18 protein-coding genes are annotated in these 20,361 nt (G+C 40.6%); 8 read left to right on the top strand and 10 right to left on the bottom strand.

All coding sequences use genetic code 11. The annotated features are described in order from the left end of the window. A complete protein-coding gene (locus CYL31_RS10350; RefSeq protein ID WP_249411554.1) occupies positions 1–942 on the bottom strand; it encodes a 1-aminocyclopropane-1-carboxylate deaminase/D-cysteine desulfhydrase in 942 nt (313 codons plus the stop codon). Between the two features lie 253 nt (positions 943–1,195). Here CYL31_RS10350 and CYL31_RS10345 point away from each other — a divergent pair, with 253 nt between their 5' ends. After that, on the top strand, positions 1,196–2,380 hold the full coding sequence (locus tag CYL31_RS10345) for an AraC family transcriptional regulator (RefSeq protein WP_212915188.1): 1,185 nt from the start codon (positions 1,196–1,198) through the stop codon (positions 2,378–2,380). 63 nt (positions 2,381–2,443) lie between these two features. Here CYL31_RS10345 and CYL31_RS10340 read toward each other — a convergent pair whose 3' ends face one another. The 6 genes from CYL31_RS10340 to CYL31_RS10315 all read right to left on the bottom strand — a co-directional run bounded on the left by CYL31_RS10340 (position 2,444) and on the right by CYL31_RS10315 (position 8,106). Further along, positions 2,444–4,171 (bottom strand): hypothetical protein, encoded by a 1,728-nt coding sequence (locus CYL31_RS10340; protein ID WP_212915187.1) that lies wholly within the window; start codon positions 4,169–4,171, stop codon positions 2,444–2,446. Further along, a complete protein-coding gene (locus CYL31_RS10335; RefSeq protein WP_212915186.1) occupies positions 4,140–4,799 on the bottom strand; it encodes an ABC transporter permease family protein in 660 nt (219 codons plus the stop codon). Before CYL31_RS10335 ends, CYL31_RS10340 begins: the two co-directional genes overlap by 32 nt. Then, positions 4,799–5,863, bottom strand: a complete 1,065-nt coding sequence (locus CYL31_RS10330) for a type 2 periplasmic-binding domain-containing protein (RefSeq protein WP_212915185.1) — start codon at positions 5,861–5,863, stop codon at positions 4,799–4,801. The genes CYL31_RS10335 and CYL31_RS10330 overlap by 1 nt, the downstream gene beginning before the upstream one ends. Positions 5,864–5,946: 83 nt before the next feature. After that, positions 5,947–6,378, bottom strand: coding sequence for a transporter substrate-binding domain-containing protein (locus tag CYL31_RS10325; protein WP_212915184.1), 432 nt, complete (start codon positions 6,376–6,378; stop codon positions 5,947–5,949). Beyond that, positions 6,375–7,166 (bottom strand): class I SAM-dependent methyltransferase, encoded by a 792-nt coding sequence (locus tag CYL31_RS10320; protein ID WP_212915183.1) that lies wholly within the window; start codon positions 7,164–7,166, stop codon positions 6,375–6,377. Before CYL31_RS10320 ends, CYL31_RS10325 begins: the two co-directional genes overlap by 4 nt. Before the next feature lie 49 nt (positions 7,167–7,215). Next, positions 7,216–8,106: an N-acetylmuramidase family protein gene (locus CYL31_RS10315; RefSeq protein WP_212915182.1), complete on the bottom strand. Its 891-nt coding sequence runs from the start codon at positions 8,104–8,106 to the stop codon at positions 7,216–7,218. A gap of 396 nt (positions 8,107–8,502) precedes the next feature. Between CYL31_RS10315 and CYL31_RS10310 the strand changes: the two genes are divergently transcribed. The 4 genes from CYL31_RS10310 to CYL31_RS10295 all read left to right on the top strand — a co-directional run bounded on the left by CYL31_RS10310 (position 8,503) and on the right by CYL31_RS10295 (position 10,618). Further along, entirely contained in the window at positions 8,503–9,147 is a 645-nt protein-coding gene (locus CYL31_RS10310) for a DUF2589 domain-containing protein (protein ID WP_212915181.1), read from the top strand. An 81-nt stretch (positions 9,148–9,228) separates the two neighbouring features. Further along, on the top strand, positions 9,229–9,729 hold the full coding sequence (locus CYL31_RS10305) for a DUF2589 domain-containing protein (protein ID WP_212915180.1): 501 nt from the start codon (positions 9,229–9,231) through the stop codon (positions 9,727–9,729). Between the two features lie 80 nt (positions 9,730–9,809). Then, entirely contained in the window at positions 9,810–10,370 is a 561-nt protein-coding gene (locus CYL31_RS10300) for a DUF2589 domain-containing protein (RefSeq protein ID WP_212915179.1), read from the top strand. A 29-nt stretch (positions 10,371–10,399) separates the two neighbouring features. Continuing rightward, on the top strand, positions 10,400–10,618 hold the full coding sequence (locus CYL31_RS10295; protein ID WP_212915178.1) for a hypothetical protein: 219 nt from the start codon (positions 10,400–10,402) through the stop codon (positions 10,616–10,618). Positions 10,619–11,049: 431 nt separating this feature from the next. On the opposite strand, the gene CYL31_RS10290 is transcribed toward CYL31_RS10295, so the two are convergent. After that, the gene (locus tag CYL31_RS10290; protein WP_212915177.1) at positions 11,050–11,676 is read right to left on the bottom strand and encodes a hypothetical protein; all 627 of its coding nucleotides are present in this window, start codon (positions 11,674–11,676) and stop codon (positions 11,050–11,052) included. 373 nt (positions 11,677–12,049) lie between these two features. Here CYL31_RS10290 and ydiJ point away from each other — a divergent pair, with 373 nt between their 5' ends. Together ydiJ and CYL31_RS10280 are read left to right on the top strand one after the other, a co-directional pair. Continuing rightward, a complete protein-coding gene (gene ydiJ / locus CYL31_RS10285) occupies positions 12,050–15,124 on the top strand; it encodes a D-2-hydroxyglutarate dehydrogenase YdiJ (RefSeq protein WP_212915176.1) in 3,075 nt (1,024 codons plus the stop codon). A 72-nt stretch (positions 15,125–15,196) separates the two neighbouring features. After that, positions 15,197–15,925: a spermidine synthase gene (locus tag CYL31_RS10280; RefSeq protein WP_212915175.1), complete on the top strand. Its 729-nt coding sequence runs from the start codon at positions 15,197–15,199 to the stop codon at positions 15,923–15,925. A gap of 100 nt (positions 15,926–16,025) precedes the next feature. Here the strand turns inward: CYL31_RS10280 and pgm are convergent, their stop codons facing one another. Both pgm and CYL31_RS10270 read right to left on the bottom strand, forming a co-directional pair. Continuing rightward, positions 16,026–17,669: a phosphoglucomutase (alpha-D-glucose-1,6-bisphosphate-dependent) gene (gene pgm, locus CYL31_RS10275; RefSeq protein ID WP_212915174.1), complete on the bottom strand. Its 1,644-nt coding sequence runs from the start codon at positions 17,667–17,669 to the stop codon at positions 16,026–16,028. A 143-nt stretch (positions 17,670–17,812) separates the two neighbouring features. Beyond that, a complete protein-coding gene (locus CYL31_RS10270) occupies positions 17,813–18,937 on the bottom strand; it encodes a beta-ketoacyl-ACP synthase III (RefSeq protein ID WP_212915173.1) in 1,125 nt (374 codons plus the stop codon). Between the two features lie 277 nt (positions 18,938–19,214). Between CYL31_RS10270 and CYL31_RS10265 the strand changes: the two genes are divergently transcribed. Continuing rightward, positions 19,215–20,360, top strand: a complete 1,146-nt coding sequence (locus CYL31_RS10265) for a patatin-like phospholipase family protein (RefSeq protein ID WP_249411553.1) — start codon at positions 19,215–19,217, stop codon at positions 20,358–20,360. The last annotated feature ends 1 nt before the right edge of the window (position 20,361 follow it).

Here is a 20,361-nt window from a genome sequence, read left to right as displayed (position 1 = left end):
TTAAGAGTACGTAAAGGGATTAGTATCTTTTGAAAACCCTCGCCAGCCTTGTAAACCACCAGTGTGAATAAATAATGTACGCTTATAAGGCCAACAGCCATTTTGCATTGCTTGAATAACCGCAAACATGCTTTTACTGGTATAAACAGGATCAAGTGGATAATTGGGGTTTGCACGGGCAAATTTTGATATGAAGGACTTTAGAGCTGGACTGTGTTTGGCATAACCACCTTCGTGACAATCGGCATGAAAAAACAACTTTGCATTTAAGCTCTCTTTCGACATTGACTCGGCTGCTAGCTTACTCGCTAAGTCTAAAATCAAGCGTCTTTGAGCGGGCTCACCTTTAAGTGCGCTGAATACATGTAAATCAGGGGTGTTGATATTTGACAACAACCCTGCTGCGGTTGTCCCCGTTCCAGACGACACCACCCACGCATCGTATTTATTATCAATAGCATTAATGTCATTCGCCCAATCATGACAACCCATTGCTCCAAGCACCCCACCACCGCCTTCTGGAATCCAGTAAACATTTCCGTAGTGTTCATTTATCTCATTGACTATTTGTGAACTCATTCCAAGCCGATAATCTGATCTTGAAGAGGGCCATAATTCAACACCATTTTTGACCATATCCTTTAAAGTAGGAGTCAATTTAGGCTGTAACTCCCCCCGAACAACAGCAACGGCTTTAAAAGGTAAAATTCTGAGTGTCATACCAAAAGCATGAAGATGATTTGAAAAAGGTCCACCAAAGGTCGCGATCACAGAGGCGTTTTGTTTTTTTGCCGCCTTAAGATGATATTGGAGCTTGTGCCATTTATTGCCAGGGGCATTGGGGTGCTCAAGGTCTCCACGATAAATGTCTAATTCAAAGCAGCCTTTATGGGTACTTTTCTCTTCGAATAAAGATAAGTTAATAGAGTGAACGAAGGACACAATTAAACCCAGTTATAAGATAAATAGAATGAAAGCATAGGATGTAACTTATTAAAAGCAACAACAATGTCGCAAAAATTTGCGACTGAGCTCTCAATTAGAGCCCCTTACCAATACCAAGAAACGAATTTCCTCATATGATTTGATGAAAAATGCGTATTTACGCCGAATACTCCATTAAAATCACCAATTCAAAAGCAATTAATGAAGCCTAGGATTAAAGCTCATACACAATCATAAAAGGAATTAAACTATGATAAATGAGCTACACTCCCCTAGCCCCCGCCTGAATCATTTAACCATTACCCAAAACCTGATTGATGCAAATAAACCAGAGAATTATCCAATAATTGGACATTCGGCAGCCATTAAGAAAGTGAAAAAGCAAATAGAGTTTGCTTCAGAGCTAGTGTACGTTATCTTCATTTCGGGTGAACATGGTTGTGAAAAAACAACGGTTGCTTGGCATATTCACCACCTGAGTAGTGATAAACCAGGTAAATTCATTACTATTCCAGCCAATATAAACAACTCAACTTTTTATAAGGATAACCTACTTAAAAGCATTGTTCTTGCTAAGAATGGGACACTTTATATTGAAGATGTCGATGATTTATCCAGCGAAAAAAAAGACGAATTGATTTTCTTATTTGCATTAGAAGACTTTTCTAAAAAATTAAAAGAAAACAATATTCGCTTGATCATTTCTTGCGTTGAACCATTATTTATACAGGAACATCGTCAATTCATCGCTGAACTCATGGGACCAGTAACTCCACAGTTCAATTTTCACCTTCCACCGCTAAGAGAACGGATAGAAGATATTACTGACCACATTGGCTTTATTCTATCTGGCTTACAAGCTAATATAGATGTTACAGATTCAGCGTTGGCCTTGCTACATCAATATAATTGGCCTGGAAATATTGTTGAGCTGCAGAGACTTATTCTCTTTTTGGCATCATATTGTGACGAAGAAATTACAGAAAAGGATATTCTATCATTAGGTATCATTGACAATACTTTACAATTCAGCCAACAAAATATAGTAGACAAAATTCTAAGTCAAAATCTAGAATGCTTTAAATGTATGCACGCAGGCATTTACAAAGCTCTTTTATTTCTAAGTCAGCACTATCTTGATGAGATATCTCTAGATCAATTGGCCAGCTCAGCATACACCAGCCCTTCTCATCTTTCTTACCTATTCAGAAAGTATTTGCATATGCCGTTTAAGACTTTACTGAATCATACTAGAATTCATTTTGCGAAACTTAAAATTGATGCATCTCCTGTTACAAGTATTACCGATATTTGCATGCAATCAGGTTTTAGCGATCTCAGTCATTTTGAAAAAATGTTTAAACGCTATATAGGGTGTACACCAAGACAGTATAGAACAAAACAAAGGAAGCGTAACGAAACTTTTTTATATTGACCGAGTTAGCCCTTCCCTCTGTTGTTTATTCGCAGAGGTTTAAAAATAAGCACTCTCACTCTATTATAAAAATAATAGAGTGAGAGCAATACAAATGATAAAAATACTAGGCCAATACCACTGCTTTAAAAGTAGCGAGTTTTTTTGACTCATTGTCTCTATGTCTATTTTAGAAGTATATAACAAAGAGCCGATAGCAATAAGAATAATTTGCAAATAAGAAATAAAATAGAAATACTCAATAAATACTACACCCTGAACGTTCAATGATTCTCTCAAAGCAACGTGAGATATTACTAAAATAAAGAATAGAGATGCGCTGTATTGTAATTCAGTTGCGGTACTAAACCCCCATAATGCTTGTTTCTTTTTGTCTTTTGTCCAAAGAAGCAACATGCAATAAGTTAAAAAGCTAATGACACATAACGGCATTACATGACTAATCAGTGGCCCTACCAGCCCTCTTTGTACAGCAATATTGTATCTCAGTCCTAGAAACTGATTATCTGGATATAGAGATACACTATGATAACTAAAGTAAGCCTGCTCAATTTTCCATCCACCAGTAGCACGAGCTCCCGTCATAATTCCTGGAAGCGATTGTATAGCCATACTATTGTATGAACTAAATAATGGGGTCAATATCGAATTCTCAACTGTAGCTGGAGCTAACAGTGTGAGAGTCAATACATCCTGGTCGAAAGGAAAGGCATGATAATCCATCGACTGCTTTAGTTTGACCACGAAATGCCACTCCTGAATATCGTCCAGCTGACGCTGTAAATGCCATGTACTGCTTATAGCATCTTGTATTTGTACAGGAGGTGACGAATCAGCATTCCCTATTACCACCACATTACCTGACAAAGTTATTTCACTAGCATCTGTTAGTTGAATATGATGTATCTCTATGTGTATCGGTTGGGACACTTCATCTAACTCTCCTACTACATTTTCCTTGGAGCGTCGCCAAGCCAGTTCTGTACTCTCTCTATCCACAAGCAAGGTTTCTCCCTCGTGAAGAGGGATATCGTCTAATGCTTCATACCAGAGAGTAATCAAAAAGCTAAGCAAACTCGCAGAAATAACCACGAATATGCGACGAGTAATGAGATTAGGTTCTTCAGGAAATCGCCAACTACCCAGTAGTATGACGCCTCCGGCTAGAAATAAAAAAAATACACTATCCCATTGCCAGTAAAACATACCATCTCTGTTACGGAGTTCCTCTGCATCAATAATCAGCCCTAAGTCCGCATCTAGGCTTTGAACATAACTCAACACCATCCACAACTCCTTCCCTGTAACAGGGTGACTGAATGTCATTAATTGCCCTCGTTGTAGCTGCTGAACAATGGGGGTTAAAAGATTATTGTGACCCGCGAGAACGAGCAATGCATTGGTCCCTAATAACCTTGAATCGGGATAGGCAAGTAGTGTTCCTGAACGAGCAATAAGTACACCAAACCCCTGCGCTCCTAAATTCAGCCTTAAAACAGCTTGATTAACTCCTTTCGTTATACTTTCACGAGTTTGGGGGTCTTGAATGGATAGCAATTCATCTTCATTAAACTCTTTGTTATCTTGAATGAAGATTTTTTTCAAATCTTGTTCAATTTGCTGCATTGCTTGCTTACTTTGCATGACAAGATGCTGCCTTATTTTCACATCTACGTTTTCCTGCCAATAAAAAGACCATAGCATAAGAGCGCCTGCCAATAACCAAAGCAATACTGCTAGCCATCTTAAATGATTACCATTAATTGGAAGAATTTGTTGCGCTATTTTCATCTTCTTCCTCTCTATTCCATGAATATTTTTTCGCAAAGGTAAAACCGTACATGCGGTTAAATATGTAAAACAATATTTGGATACACAATCCACTGATAACAAAAATTAGCACCACCACAAAATAGACTTTTAGCATCATGCTAACATCCCCTTTTGAGGCAATATAAGCATTGGCTGTTGCCATAATTTCAGGAACACCAATGACAGATGCCGTGGTAGAAGCCATCAGAATGACAATGAAAAACTGCTTAAACGTGGCTAGTGAAAAGTGTGTTTTCCCTCTTAGTATTTGCTCAAATACATCACTGTAATAACCAATTACTGGAATAGAGAGTGCAAGCACGGCTTTGGTAAATGGTGTGATAAACCAAATAGCACCAAGAACATCCAACTGTGATGGCACTATTAACGTAAAGTAGAATAACAAAACAAAACTCGGGACATTACAGAATAATGATTTGAGAATTTTAAGTGCAAATATCAACAACTTATTTGAAAGAGTCGACATATAACCCAATAAAAAGCTTATAGGGCTCCCAATTGCCATCGCTAATGCAGCAATCGCAAGGTTATAAGTAAATGCATCTAGAAATATCTGCACAACAGAAAAAGGGAATTCATTCCACATTACACATCCTCCTGTGTTAGCTGTAATATATCTTCAGAATCAGGTGATAAATAATCTTCCAAACGGTGGACTACATAATTGATTAATGCTACAAAAAGCATCACTTCGGTATAATAAAAGAGCGCTAAAAGCGTCATGAGTAATAGCGGATGACCAGATCCAGACACGAGACTATTTATGACCAGCACGGCATTAGGTGATGCTAAGACGCTTGCAATGCCTGCTGCTTTAGCTAAATTCACCAGATTCGCTCGGACCCCTACTTGATGCTGCAAATACAAATTTAACAAAGAGGATTTAGCAGGATAGCCAGCGGAAACTAGATTGTTAATTCCTGCCGCAGTATATAAAGACAAAATTATTAACGACACAGCACCACCACTAAATAAATGTGTTTTATCTGGGGCAATTAAGTAAGGCAATGCGCCGAAATACACCAGATACAACATCAAAATAGGTGGAATAGAACTTTGTACACTAGTAACAAAAGCAACAACATGACCCAACCCCCATGGGCTCTTCAATGTTAAAAAGCTAAATAAAATGGCAAGTCCTTGGGCTAATATCACAGCGAACAAAGTAAAAAATGCAGTATTTAAAAGGGACTGTATTAACCTTTGTGTATCAAAGTTATCAAATGGCCAAAAAGATGAATACTGTATACTAGTGAACTCTAATGGTTCAGGGAGGCAGTCTCTATTTTCCGCTGTTCGTACCTGCCCAACATCACAATGCCATCTTCCCTGCTCATCTTTTTCTAACCACTTAGATCGCTGAGCTAGTAGATATTCTCGCTCAGGTAGCTGCCACTTATTGGCTAAGTCTACCAATCCACCGGAGCGAATATAGGTTTGCAAATAATGAGACAACCAATGATTCAATGAAATCGATTCTTTATCATTGCGTGTCACAATAGACCAATAAACAGGAAGAATCGTCTCTAGGCCCAATTGGTATGCATGCCATTCCGGTTGGTTAGCAAGGTGGAATAAAATACCGCTGTCATAAGCCCAAGCAACACACTTGTTAGTTAATAAGGCAAGCTCAGCATCACGATTACTCATCATAATCACCGGATTGATTCTATAGCTTTGCACAAGTACTTTATTAAAATAGGCACCAGCAGTAAGGCAAACAGGCTGGCCTATCAGGTCAGACCACTGATATACAGGACTGTTTTTTTTTTCATCAACACCTGCACCCCACTTTTAAAATAATGGGGCTGTACCATATTTACCTGATGGCGACGCTGGATCGTATCTCCTACTGTGGCAATCAATATATCTACGTCTTTGTCGTTTAATTTACGAAAGCGATTAGCAGAACTGACGGTTTTAAACTCCACAGCGACTTCGTCTGAGTCTTGCCCAATTGCTTCTGCAATTTGCTGAGCTAGATCGGCTTCAAATCCACTATTCCCCCCCGAATCGTTAAGCATTCCCCAAGGGGGATAGTCAACCTTTACCCCCACAACCAATCGCCCAGAGTCACGAACTTTATCAAGTAGTTCTTCAGCATGAACCTGAGTGCTAATTAATAAAGCAATAAACCACCATAAAATAGAAGGTATCTGTCTCATAATGGCCTCCTTGCTTCCACTAAAATACCGTACCCAATCCATGCGGGGAGAATTTCGCATAGCATCCAATCTAGACGAGCCAGCCATGAATAACGGATAACCCATTTTTCTGGGAAAAAGCTTTCGGCACTCACTCGCCTAATCACAAATCCTACATCTTCAAGCTCTTCGATTAATTCCTTACAAGTATAAAGATGGTAGTAAAGTGATATTTTTTGTGAGTCGCCTCCTCGCTCATAACAAATACCCTCTTTGGTCTTAGGCGATCCAAGTAACCATACTTTTAGTTGTAACCACCAAAAGCGACGTAATCGATTAGGAACTGATACGAGCAAATGTCCATAACCAGATTTTAAATGCTCGAATAACCAACTGAGCACTTCACGACGATTTTCCTTACCTTCGATATGGGCTAAAACGCCAAACAAAAGTAAAGCCACATCCACTTTAGATGTATGTAATAAGGCACGGTTTAAGGTGTTTCGCGAGCTAAACAAAGAAACACGAAACAGATAAGGCTGCAGTTGATTCTTCGCCTGCTGAATGGCCACCTCACTTACATCAAAGCCAATTGTACGAGCCAATGTGTGCTCTAAAACTTGCTGTAAATAGCGCCCATTCCCACACCCATAATCTAGAACGTTCGACGTCTCCGTTAATGGAGCCGTATGAGCAAGAACGCGATCCGTTACATTGGGATTAGCCTTGGGGTAACGGTTGGCATAAAGTCCATTCCCATAATATTCATTGTATGCTTTTGCGATATGTGCATGATTTGATTTGTCCATAAATTACTCCTTGTGTATTTAAAATGAATCAATTAGTCGCATCCGTGCACTATTGAGCATGCTGCTCATAAGCATTTTTAAGTTTTACGTCATACTGATTTTTCGCATACGCACTGCCGTTGTAATAACGAGCGAATGTTGGCCAATCTTTTTGCTGTATTGCATCAAGCAAGAACTTGTTAGATTTGATAAAGTTCACAAATGCAATTAAATGATGGGTTTCCGCTAGGAACATATCGCGTACAAAGGACTCTACTTCAGCATAACCAGCGGCTTGATGATTAAAGCCCATAATTTGATAACGACCATAGGAAGCAGATTGCAGAGCAGCATTACGGTTTAACATCATGGCTTTTTGCAAACGCATGTATTCCTTTATTCCACCGATATAAAGTGAACGATTCCAATTTGGCGACGAAATATCAGGATGAGACTCGTCATATTGATGATTGGTTAGCTTAGAAAAATGCTGAGCTTCAAAGAGTAAGCAAGGAGTTCCATTTGAAAAGTAGCCAGAGCCAGACGATTCCACATCAGACACCGCTTTAATGGCTGGCACCTCACAAGCCAATAGTTGTGATGCCTGCTGATAAGCTTCTTCAGTAATACCTTCTTGCGGCACGATTTTAGGTAAAAATAAACTTATCTCATCCGTTTGCTCACCAGATAAAGCATTATTTATAGCTTGATAACTTTTACCATCTACATCGATCCGCATATCAGGATTTTGATAGCCAAGTAATGTTTTTTGCATCAAAGCAATGGCCTGACAAGTCTTAGTCCTTGCCGGATATTCTCCTATGCTCCCATCCTCGATAAGAGGCGTTTTCAAACCTATTTTATTGGCGATTAGATTCAGGGCTTTTTGTACATTCAACACGTCATCATGCTGATTTACGCCACTTACACCAACCGTTGCTGATAAGGTTAATTTATCCATGTCTCTCTCCTTTTATTGATAAATAGGACCTCAACACTATTGTCAAACTGGCTCAGCTTGATCGGTGAAAAAACGCAAATTTCGGGAGAAAAAGACGGATCTTTGGACACGTTAATGAGGGCGTTTAAAACAAGTCAAATCGCGGATAAAAGTTAGTTCATTCAACCAAGTTTTATAACGTTAGCTTCTCTAATCTGAATCTATAGTTATGTCGCCCCTTCGATACAAAGCACACAGTTCTGATAAGTTGATTCAACTCGTCGCCACACTTTGAAAGAAAGGACGTAAGGAGATTAAACAACAGAGCAAGGTGATGTCAGACATAACGATAGAAATAACAAAGCAAACAACGCTGCTCTGTTATTACCCAAAAATTGAAAATCAAGGAGAAATACTATGTCTGGATTAGTTTCAATGGCCCAGCAATTTAGCGGTTTACCGATGAAATCTTTACTCGGTGCACCACTGAAAGCCGCAACGGATGCCAATGGCATGATGGCGCGTACTCAAACGCAATTTATGTTGAGCACCTGCTTCGATAAAAAGGGGGATGATCTAGAGCCTATTATGGTCTCTTTCAACATCACTCGCTCTATTGTGAAACAAGATGGTACCGCTGCGACACCACCCACCGCAACGGTGAAATTTAACTTGCCCCTACTCACTTTGATTCCGCTGAACTCATTGGCTGTTGATGATGTAAAAATTCACTTTGAAATGGAAGTGAAAAGCTCCACATCAAAAGATAATGAAAGCAGCAATGAACAAGAAACAGCGGCTAAAGCTGACATTACTGCGAAATATAATGCTGGCCTGTTTTCTGTTGAGGTACATGGTTCTGTTTCCCATAACAGTAAATCAACCTCTTCTCAGAAAGAACATTACGAAGCCTCTAATCAGGCAAAATATGAAGTAGATGTACATGCCGGTCAGCTTCCGTTGCCAACGGGTGTCACAACTATCATCAATGCCTTCACTAAAAACATCGACCCAATCATGTTGAAAGACGATAGTGCAACACCACCTCCTGCTGGCGGCTAATTCCTCAGCTTAGTGGAAGTAGGTTTAGCCTGCTTCCACTACATTTTTTGACTCATTTCATTGACGCAAAGGGCAAACATCATGATTGAATTTCAAGCATTAATGCGAGCAATACATAAAAGTGTAAAAGACGCTGCAAAATCAGTTGAAGGTGAAACTATCGACTTTATTAAACGTTTTTTTGATGAAGAAGAAAGAAATGATCCCAAAGACCCTCATAATACTGAACCAGTATTAAGACCAAAAACCTGCTCGATGGAATTTCCCAGTCGTACTGCAGATGGCATAGAAAATGTCACTGCCGAAATTCCCATTTTGGCTCTGTGTCCCATTTCTTCCCCTAGAATTACAGAAGTTAAATTTTCAACAGAACTGGAAGTCACTACAAATACCGACGGAAAACTGATGGTTTCCTTTCCCGATCCTAACAAGAAGAAAAGTCTCTTAGGTGGTAAAGGAGAGAAACAGGAATCGTCAAACACTCGGATAGAAATCACACTAACAGGAAGTGAACCACCTGAAGGGCTAAAACGACTAATTGAAGGTTACGAACGAACATTAAGAGCGCAAATACCAGGTTAGGTGATATTCAAATATGGATTAGAGGTAGGAAAAAAATTATGGCAACAAAAAATATTGCTAACCAATTTTCAGGATTGCCCATGAAGGCTCTCATTGGCGCGCCATTAAAAGCTGCGACCGATGCGAACGCCATGATTGCCCAATCCCAAACACAATTTATCATTAACAACTGCTTCGAAAAGATCTCTGAGGATGACGAAAGCCTACGGCCCATTATGATAACCTTTCAAATGGAAAGACAAGTACTCACAGCTCAGGGGACGTACAGTAAATCACCCGTTAAAATGGATTTTTCGATTCCGTTGATGACTCTAATACCCATTAACTCACTGGCGATTGAAACTCTAAAAATCTCTTTTCAAATGGAAGTCAAAAGCTCACGTGAGTTCACTAGAGAAACTTCTAGCGAGCGACAACAACGTTCCAATGCGAAAGGAATATCAAACAATTACAAAGCTCATGAATTTGATACTGAACTGCACGGTACATTGTCTAGTAAAGGGAAGGATTCTGGTAATGCCTCATCTGGCGCCAACTATGAAGTCAGTCTTACCGCAGGTCAATTACCCTTACCCAAGGGCATGACGGCCATTCTGGATATATTTACTAAAAACATGGTTCCGTTACCCACCAAAGACTGAACATAAATAGTAGATAAAAGGAGAATAAAATGAGTGTCAAAATCCAAATTAATTGCCCTGACTGTCATTCGCCTATTTTTATGGAGTCTATGTTGCTCCTAGCGGGACAAAGTTTCAAATGCTCAAACCCAGAATGTCGCACCGCCATTTCTCTTTCCCTTTCGGAAAGCGAAAAAGTGGCTCAAGCGTTCAATAAATTTGAGCACATACGTGAAAATGCTGTTAATCAGGCTAGGCAAGTGTCATAAAATCCCCTAATAGCCTACATCTATGTAGGCATCATGGATAAAAGCTTGCTATTCGAGGCAAACACTGCATCTCAATAGAGACCTATTGATGAAGTGCTTAACAAAGAATACATGCTTTTAGACCATGCCCTTGGGGGCCCCAGAGAAATAGTTACTCATCTTTACGATATTTCAAAGGCACTACCGTACCTTCAACATCACGTCTTAATTGCCGATTTTCTCTGAAAGCCTGAGACTTAGATGACTATTCATACAGTCCCTAGGATCAATAACCAAAGCGCATATTGAATCAGGTCCTTTAATATGTAAGTGATTATTTAACTAAGGGCCATGCTGGCAGAAATATTAGTCTATTAAATAAAAAGCCAGTCATAAGGTATGACTGGCTTTGGTGAGTAAATTCAATGATATCAGATAGGCTTTACTGTCACTTATTTTGGATAAAGCCTTGTCACAACTTTAGTAAAGCCGTTATCTATAAGTGCCTGTTTAGCAGTTTGACCCGTTTTTTGCCACGTCATCAGCACACCATTGTTATCAATATAGATATAGTGCTGAATTTGGTCTTTATTAGGACCTACACCATTATCTGTCATAATTCCGTATATTCCAGACCCTAGATTATTACTTGTACTAGACCAAAGCTGATCCATGGTTTTATAAGGGCTGTAAATTTCGATCATCATTTCCATACGAAATTTTCTAAGAACATAATCACAGATTGCTTCAGGTATGAGCGCAAACCCAGTTTTTTCACTCCAGTCCCAATGATTTTCCTTTAATAACTGGTCTAGAGATATTTGATATTTTGCACCAAAGTCTCCAGTAAAAAGTAAAGATTGTTTAAGCGCTGTCGCAACATTTGCATTAAGTTCTAATCTGTCGTGGTCTATTTGTATTCTTAGCCATTCATCAGCAAATGCCGTACTTGTACCATAAATACGAATGAAATCACTCAGCGTTAATTTATGGTTATCGATCAACATCTGGATCATTGATGTAAAACCACAGATACCTTTTTCATCCTGAGAAATTTGAGATTTATCTGTTATAGGCATAATTTTTCTCCTTTTATCTTGGTTAGCATGTTTATAGGCATCATTCAAAATACGATTAATGATGACTACATAAACAAGTCTATATAAAAGAAAAATTGAAACTCGGAGTTAACCACCTAGTTTTCGGCGCAACGAGTCATGTGGCATTAATGTATTACTTTACGAAGTCAGTTAAATATCAACTACCTGTCACTTGCGAGAATTTCGAAAATTTGATTTTCATAGGTAACATTTTTACTCATGATTGTACGCATTATATTAATTCCTATGAAATTTTAGCGTATGTTCAGCAATTTTTTTCGCATCAGAAAATTCACTCTAACAGGCGTTTCTTTGTTAAAATCTGCGCACTCATCATTTGTGGAGATGAAACATGATTCCAAAGCTTTCTGAAGTCTCACCCATTCAGGCCAAATACCTTTCTTTCATAGAACGCCTGAAAGCTTCAGGATTCTCAGGAGACACCAATCCTGATTACGCCAACCGCGTTGTTTTGTCGACCGATAACTCAATTTATCAAGTATTACCTCAAGGAGTTATCTTCCCAAAGAATACCCAAGATATTCAGTTGTTGGTGCAGTTATCTAACCAAGAAGAATTTAACGATGTTGTGTTAAGCCCTAGAGGTGGCGGCACTGGCACCAACGGTCAGTCGCTGACGGATGGATTAGTGATTGATCTATCCAAGCATATGAACCGTATTTTGGAAATTAACCCCGAAGAAGGTTGGGCTCGTGTTGAAGCTGGTGTGATAAAAGATCAGCTTAATAAAGCGATTAAGCCCCATGGTTTGTTTTTCGCACCAGAGTTATCTACCAGCAACCGAGCGACTATTGGCGGTATGATCAATACCGATGCCAGCGGACAAGGCTCGGTAATGTATGGAAAAACGCGAGACCACGTTCTTTCACTCAAAACCGTATTGTTAGATGGGCATCTATTAGAATCTTCTCCTATTGATGACGAGACACTTACTAACATCCAAAGCGGTAGCGATTATTCTGCCCACGCTCACCGTGTTGTTGATAACATTCAGAAAAGCAAAGCCCAACAAATTAAAGAAACCTTCCCTGAACTTAACCGCTGTTTAACCGGCTATGATTTGGCTCACATTCGCACAGAGGATGGCCAGTTCAATATGAACTCGGTGCTTTGCGGATCCGAAGGCACGTTAGGTTTTATTGTCGAAGCCAAGGTAAATCTTCTGGCTATTCCGACTTATGCGGCTCTGGTCAATATTCGCTATGACAGTTTTGAAGGCTCGCTTCGTCATGCACGTGAACTGCTCGCCGCCAAGCCAACCTCTATCGAAACTGTCGACTCTAAAGTGCTTAGTCTTGCAAAGGGCGATATCATTTGGAATTCTGTTGCTGAGTTTTTCCCAGAAAAAGCGGGAGAAAATATCCAAGGGATTAACCTTGTTGAATACACCGGCAATGATGAACAAGACGTTGCTAACAAAATCAAAGTTCTCACTGACAAACTTGATGCCTTAGTTGCGCAAGGCGGAAGCAGTACGTTGGGTTATACCATTGCCATGGGGCACGACAACGTTAACAAGCTCTGGGCAATGCGTAAAAAGTCGGTTGGTCTGCTCGGTAACGCCAAGGGAGAGAGACGCCCTATTCCATTCGTTGAAGACACCGCCGTGCCGCCTGAAAACCTTGCAGACTTTATTATGGAACTTCGCGCCGTTCTAGACAGCTATAAGGTTCAATATGGCATGTTCGGTCATGTGGATGCAGGTGTTCTGCATGTTCGACCTGCGCTTGATCTTAAAGACGAATCCCAAGAGCACATGATCCGCGAAATCACCGACAAAGTAGTTGCGCTAACGCAGAAATACAATGGCTTACTCTGGGGTGAACATGGTAAAGGCGTTCGCTCTGAATACGCCCCCGCTTTTTTCGGCGAACTTTATCCTAGCGTTCAACAAGTGAAAGGCGCTTTCGATCCAAGAAACCAATTAAATCCTGGTAAAATCGCCACGCCGTTTGAACTCGGTGCGGATCTATTAAAAATCGATGCAGTACCGTTACGTGGCCAATTTGACCGTCAGATTCCATTGCAGAATCGTGATCAGTTTCAAGAAGGCATGTACTGTAATGGCAACGGCGCCTGCTATAACTTCGATCCCAATGACGCCATGTGCCCTTCCTGGAAAGGCACCCGAGATCGTCGTCACTCGCCAAAAGGTCGTGCTTCATTAATGCGCGAATGGCTACGTGGAATGAGCCAACAAGGCGTTGATACGGTTAAAGCCAGCAAAGACGCCAAAGACAGCAACTTTCTTTTCAGCTTCTTTCCAAGACTTAAAAACACGCTAGCGAAACGTCGCGGAGACTATGACTTCTCCAACGAAGTACATGATTCTATGATGGGCTGTTTAGCTTGTAAGTCTTGTGTCGGACAATGCCCAATTAAAGTCGATGTTCCAGAATTCAGAGCAAAATTCTTGGAGCTTTACTACAGCCGCTATTTGCGACCTGCCAAAGATTATCTTATTGGCTCGTTAGAATTCATGATGCCAACCATGGCGATATTTCCGCAGCCATACAATTGGTTGGTAAGCCGTAGTTGGGTGAATCACTTCAGTAGCAAATACATAGGTTTGGCCGATAACCCCAAACTGAGCAAGCTCAATTTGAAAAAAGAAATGTCTCGCCGTGGCATTCGCCTAGCGACACCTCTGGCTATTGAATCGTTAAGTCCCAAAGACCGCACCCGCGCTGTAATTGTGGTGCAGGATGCTTTCACCAGTTACTTTGAAACCGAATTGGTACTAGACACTATGGAAACTCTAAGTCGTCTAGGCTTCCAAGCTTATCTTGCGCCTTATATGCCTAATGGCAAACCATTGCATGTACATGGTTTCATGAAAGCTTTTAACCGCACTGCTCGTAAGAACTTAGATATGCTGCAAAGCTTGGCATTCTATGGCTTGCCATTTATAGGCATTGATCCTTCGATGACGCTGACTTATCGTTCAGAATACACCAAAGCTTTTAGTGATACTCGACAAATACCTAACATCCAGTTGATGCAAGAATGGCTAATGAAGAAAAGTGCGCATCTTATTAAGCAACCTTTAATGTGCGATGACTCGACTTACCACCTAATGACCCACTGCACAGAAAAAACCAATGCGGCAGCGTCAATTCAAGACTGGCAAAAAGTCTATAGCATTTTAGGACTTGAACTAAAAGTCGAAAACGTCGGATGTTGTGGTATGGCGGGGACTTATGGTCATGAAACCGCCAATAAAGAAACCTCGAAAACCATTTATGACTTGTCTTGGAAAGAAAAAGTAACCGACCCTGGTTTACTCGGAAAGCTAGTGGCAACAGGCTATTCTTGCCGTAGCCAAGCAAAACGTTTTGATGATGTCGCCATTCCTCATCCAGTGCAGGCAATCTTGAAGCATCTCAGAGAAGCACGCGTCGAGTAATTTTTAAATGCTTAAAGCTTATCAATAAGGCTCGGTTATTCGAGCCTTATCTATTTTTATTGAAGGAACACTATGTTATTACATGACAGCGCCGATGAACTTGGCCCAATTCGCATTTTTGATGATGGTCAATACCGCATTCTGTCTTTTGCCGAAGGTGATGAACAAAGCCGCATTCGCCTTTCTACGCCACATATTTTGCAGCACGAATACACTCAAGCCATGATGCTACCCTTGTTGTTTTGTGAGCCAAAACGAGTGTGTATCTTAGGGCTTGGCGGTGGCACTTTGCTTAATGCGCTTCATCATACGGTTCCTGCTATTCATATCACCGCTGTAGAACTACGCCAAGAAGTCATGGACGCTGCGGAAATGTATTTCAAATTACCCAGAGGCAAGCGCATCAACTTAGAAGTCGCCAATGGCATCGACTATATGGCAGAAGGCTTGCCGAAAAAAGTCGATTTGCTGATGACGGATCTTTATAACACTGAAGGAATGGACCGTGCGGTTCTCCAAACAAGCTTCATTGAAAACTGCGCCAAAAACATTAAAGAAGATGGTTGGTTAGCCTTAAACTGCTGGATTGATCAAAAGAATAATCATGACCTCACCGCCGTTATTAAGCAGCACTTTAACGATGTCAGAGCCTTAGATACGGGAAGTGGTAACTGGGTTATCATCGCAGGCAAAAGAATGAACAACAATAACGCTAAAGAACTAAAAGCCGCTGCACAAAAGCTCAGTGATAAAATGGGCTTTCAATTAGGCAAATGGCTGTCTAGGTTGTCAGAGATTTAATGTCACTTACCTTATTATCTGAAAACAAAAATGCCGCTTGTCTATTTATAAGAACAAACGGCATTTTTTAATGACAGGTTCAATCTAAGTAGAATATAGACTAACTACCTAGCACACTATCTACTAAAGCTTTCGCCTCACTTTCTAGTGAGGCAAGATGCTCTTCTGATATAAAGCTCTCTAAATAGATTTTATAAACGTTTTCCGTACCTGATGGTCTAGCAGCAAACCAGCCATTTTCAGTAGATACTTTCAGTCCACCAATAGGCGCATGATTACCTGGAGCATGAGTCAGCACTGAAATGATTTCTTCACCAGCCAGCTCGGTTTGCGTCACGTCTTTTACATCCAACGCACCCAATAATGCTTTCTGTGCTGTGGTAGCAACAACGTCAATACGCTTATAAAATGGCTTACCATATTTAGCAACTTGCGTTTCATAAAGTGTCTGTGGATCTTTACCTGTCACAGCTAAAATCTCGGCTGCTAGCAGCGCCATGATAAAACCGTCTTTATCTGTCGACCAAACGCTTGCATCTTTGCGAAGAAAAGACGCACCCGCGCTTTCTTCACCGCCAAACGCCATAGAACCTTCGTACAACCCTTCTACATACCATTTGAAGCCAACCGGCACTTCGCAAAGTTTTCGACCAAAACCTGCAACAACACGATCTATCATGCCGCTTGAAACAAGCGTTTTACCAAATTGAATATCTTGTGGCCACAGCTTTCGGTGCTGGGATAAGTACTCAATAGCAACCGCTAAATACGCATTTGGATTCATCAATCCAAAGCCTGCACACACAATGCCATGACGGTCATAATCAGGATCGTTACCCACTGCAATATCGAAGTCATCTTTTAGCTTTAACAAACCTTGCATGGAGTAAGGTGAGGAACAATCCATGCGGATGCGTCCGTCTTTATCACGTGGAACAAAGCAAAATGTAGGATCCACTTCATTATTTACCACAGTAATATCCAAGCCATATTTTTTCGCAATAGGTTCCCAGTAATGAATCCCTGAGCCGCCCATCGGGTCCACACCAATGCGAATCTTTGCATCAGCAATGGCTTTCATATCAATGACATTTTCAAGATCATTCACATAATGATTAATGTAGTCAAAAGGCTCTATTAAACCGCTGGCTTCCACTTCATCTAAAGAGAAGCGTTTTATGCCTTTAAGGTTTGCCTCTAGTAATTCATTCGCTCTTTTTGCTACCCAATCGGTAATATCTTTGTCTGCTGGGCCACCTTTGCTGGAATTATATTTAATACCACCATCTTCTGGTGGATTGTGAGAAGGCGTAATCACAATGCCATCACTAGTGTCTGTTTGTATTTTGTTGTGTGTTAACACAGCATGGGAAATAACCGGCGTTGGCGTATAGCCGCCGTTTAACTGAGTTCGTACACGAACACCATTGGCCGTGAGCACGCTCACTGTCGTTTGAAAAGCGGCTTCCGATAAGGCGTGTGTGTCCTTACCTAAATACAATGGACCAGTAATGTTTTTGGACAAGCGATATTCCGCAATCGCCTGAGCAATGGCTAGGATATGACTTTCGTTAAAACTGGTTAATAAAGCACTACCACGATGACCGGATGTGCCAAAGCTTACACGTTCATCTGGATGAGTGATTACCCGTGGCTTTTTTGTGTAATAAGCTGACATCAGCTCTGGAATGTTTACAAGGATATCGTGAGAAGCAAGCTGCCCTGCTTGAGGATGAATTGCCATATTTTAAATGCCCTATTAAGTCATTGAAACCGATGCAATTAGTCTCTCTTATAATCACATCTGTTTCAATGACTTAACTTAGGTATTACTTAACTTAGACAATTTATTCTGTATTGAAAAGAATCAGTAATTTGATGTCCAAATTAACGTTTACGAAGGATCAAACTACCTATTGAGTAACCTGCACCAAATGAACAAATCACACCAATATCACCTACAGCCAAGTCTTCATGATACTTAGCAAAAGCGATGATAGAGCCAGCAGAAGCGGTATTCGCGTATTCATCAAGAACCACTGGCGCCTCTTCAAGCGTGGCATCTCGGCCAAGTAGTCGCTTGCTAATCAATAAGTTCATATTGATATTAGCCTGATGTAACCACCAGCGTTTTAATTGTGACACTTGAATACCTTGGCTCTTCAAATGGTTTTCAATATGATCTGCTGCCATCGGGCAAACTTCCTTGAATACTTTTCTACCATTCTGATGAAACAACATATCTGCCGAATAAGGGTCTTCATCGGTAACACGAGTCGTATAACCAAAATTAGAACGGATATTATTCGAGTACGAAGTTATACACTTAGTGCTTAGTACATCAAAAGAATGCGTGGACTGACAAGTTTCGCTGCTTTCAACCACCACTGCGGTTGCTACATCACCAAAAATAAAATGCGAATCCCTATCCATGTAATTGACTTGAGGCGATGTCAGTTCAGGGTTAATAACCAACACACCTTTTGACGATCCCGCTTTGATTGCATCAACGGCCCGCTGCAAACCAAAAGTAGCGGCCGAGCAGGCAACCAGCATATCAAAACCAAAACCTTCGATACCTAATGCCGCTTGCACCTCAATGGCAATCGCTGGATAAGAGCGCTGAGTATACGCGCAAGACACAATAACCATATCGATATCGCTGGCTTTTTTGTTTGCTGCGGCTAACGCTTTTTTCGCAGCGGCGATAGCCATTTCAGCTTGATGAGACATTTGTTCATCGCTGCGCACTTCCAAAATAGGACGCATACGATTAATGTCTAATGCCCCCTCTTTTGAATAAATGTAGCGGCTTTTTATACCCGATGCTTTTTCAATAAAAGCGGCACTAGAAAGAGGTTTAGCGTCTATTTCTCCTTTCTCAATAGCATCAGAATTTTTAGCATTAAATTGTTCAGCCCAAGCGTTATAACTGTCTACCAGTTCTTCATTACTAATTCTATGTGCGGGTGTCCAAAGACCAACACCGCTAATGACGACAGAAGAGTTCATAGAGTTATCCTTTTTCTTATTATTCAAAAAGTATCAATTTATTTTTTTAAATAGTGATTTAAAGAGTATAGATGGGATTGTGGAATAGATTACCTAGACAGTCCACAATTAGTAATAATAAAGGCGCCATATTATTCAAAATACTTATATCTGGATATGGCATTATTCACTGCGTCACACCATACTACATACAAGCGAGTGATTGTTTTAATAGAAGAAAGCAGTATTTTATAAGACACATGGAATGCTTGAACAGATTCAGACTAAGCGAGCCTTTATGACAAATAACAATGCATTAATATTATCTGGTGGTGGCGCTCGTGCGGCATATCAAGTGGGCGTTTTATCAGCAATGGGGAAAATGCGCCCTAAACATACACCTCTCCCTTTTCCCATATTATGTGGCACATCAGCTGGGGCGTTAAATGCCACTATGCTCGCCTCTCATGCTGATAATTTTTCCAAAGCCGTATCTTCACTGGCTTTTGTCTGGCGTCACCTAACGCCAGATCAAATATACACTGTAGGCCGATGGCCTGTGGCCAGCTCTCTCACCAAAACTCTATTATCGTTATTCCATCTCCATAATCACGATAACTCTATCGCACTGATGGATAACTCGCCGTTAAAAGAACTACTCACAAATCATTTAGACTTTTCAAGAATAAACCATGCTATTGATAAGCAGCAGTTAAAAGCCTTGGCCATCACTGCCATGAGTTACAGTACTGGTGAATCGACTACTTTTTTCCAGGGCACCCCTGAATTACAGGCATGGCAAGGAAATCGCCGAAAAGGCGTGGCGGCCAGTCTAGGTGTCGATCATCTACTAGCATCTAGTGCGATTCCAACAATATTTCCCGCGCACAAAATCCATAACCACTATTATGGCGATGGTGCGATACGGCAGAAATCAGCCATTTATCCAGCCCTTAAATTAGGCGCAGATAAGCTGTTTATCATTGGTGTAAGTGGCAACCGAAGCGCTAAGAAATGGGCAACACAAGAAAAAGATGTCGATACGAGTGCGCCAAGCATGGCGCAAATACTCGGCCAATTGTTAAACAGTGCGTTCATTGACAATCTTGAAGATGACATCTATCAGTTAGAAATAATGAATAGCCTTATTCGGGACCTTCCAAAAGATAAACAAGCCAATCACCAAAACCTTCCTACTGAGACATTAATTATTTCTCCATCAGAAGAGTTGAATGAGATAGCTCACCATTACATAACTACGCTGCCTAAAAACATTAGAATTCTGTTAAAAGCAGCAGGAGGCTCAACCAGGGAAAAAATCAGTTCTGCCGCGAGCTATTTGCTCTTCACCCCACAATATTGTCGGGCATTAATGGATTTAGGGTATCAAGATGCTATGTGGGAGAAAGATAGAATTATCGCTTTCTTTGAAAAGAATAATTAAC

Source organism: Marinomonas sp. A3A (assembly GCF_018336955.1).
Taxonomy (GTDB): Bacteria; Pseudomonadota; Gammaproteobacteria; order Pseudomonadales; family Marinomonadaceae; genus Marinomonas; species Marinomonas lutimaris.
Note: the sequence above shows the minus strand (reverse complement) of the source record. Positions and strands in the feature narration are given on the sequence as shown.

Bases quoted from the DNA above. Each gene is read 5' to 3' on its own strand.
- CYL31_RS10345 (WP_212915188.1), top strand. From the start codon at position 1,196: ATGATAAATGAGCTACACTCCCCTAGCCCCCGCCTGAATCATTTAACC.
- CYL31_RS10340 (WP_212915187.1), bottom strand. From the start codon at position 4,171: ATGAAAATAGCGCAACAAATTCTTCCAATTAATGGTAATCATTTAAGA.
- CYL31_RS10335 (WP_212915186.1), bottom strand. From the start codon at position 4,799: ATGTGGAATGAATTCCCTTTTTCTGTTGTGCAGATATTTCTAGATGCA.
- CYL31_RS10330 (WP_212915185.1), bottom strand. From the start codon at position 5,863: ATGAGTAATCGTGATGCTGAGCTTGCCTTATTAACTAACAAGTGTGTT.
- CYL31_RS10325 (WP_212915184.1), bottom strand. From the start codon at position 6,378: ATGAGACAGATACCTTCTATTTTATGGTGGTTTATTGCTTTATTAATT.
- CYL31_RS10320 (WP_212915183.1), bottom strand. From the start codon at position 7,166: ATGGACAAATCAAATCATGCACATATCGCAAAAGCATACAATGAATAT.
- CYL31_RS10315 (WP_212915182.1), bottom strand. From the start codon at position 8,106: ATGGATAAATTAACCTTATCAGCAACGGTTGGTGTAAGTGGCGTAAAT.
- CYL31_RS10310 (WP_212915181.1), top strand. From the start codon at position 8,503: ATGTCTGGATTAGTTTCAATGGCCCAGCAATTTAGCGGTTTACCGATG.
- CYL31_RS10305 (WP_212915180.1), top strand. From the start codon at position 9,229: ATGATTGAATTTCAAGCATTAATGCGAGCAATACATAAAAGTGTAAAA.
- CYL31_RS10300 (WP_212915179.1), top strand. From the start codon at position 9,810: ATGAAGGCTCTCATTGGCGCGCCATTAAAAGCTGCGACCGATGCGAAC.
- CYL31_RS10295 (WP_212915178.1), top strand. From the start codon at position 10,400: ATGAGTGTCAAAATCCAAATTAATTGCCCTGACTGTCATTCGCCTATT.
- CYL31_RS10290 (WP_212915177.1), bottom strand. From the start codon at position 11,676: ATGCCTATAACAGATAAATCTCAAATTTCTCAGGATGAAAAAGGTATC.
- ydiJ (WP_212915176.1), top strand. From the start codon at position 12,050: ATGATTCCAAAGCTTTCTGAAGTCTCACCCATTCAGGCCAAATACCTT.
- CYL31_RS10280 (WP_212915175.1), top strand. From the start codon at position 15,197: ATGTTATTACATGACAGCGCCGATGAACTTGGCCCAATTCGCATTTTT.
- pgm (WP_212915174.1), bottom strand. From the start codon at position 17,669: ATGGCAATTCATCCTCAAGCAGGGCAGCTTGCTTCTCACGATATCCTT.
- CYL31_RS10270 (WP_212915173.1), bottom strand. From the start codon at position 18,937: ATGAACTCTTCTGTCGTCATTAGCGGTGTTGGTCTTTGGACACCCGCA.
- CYL31_RS10265 (WP_249411553.1), top strand. From the start codon at position 19,215: ATGACAAATAACAATGCATTAATATTATCTGGTGGTGGCGCTCGTGCG.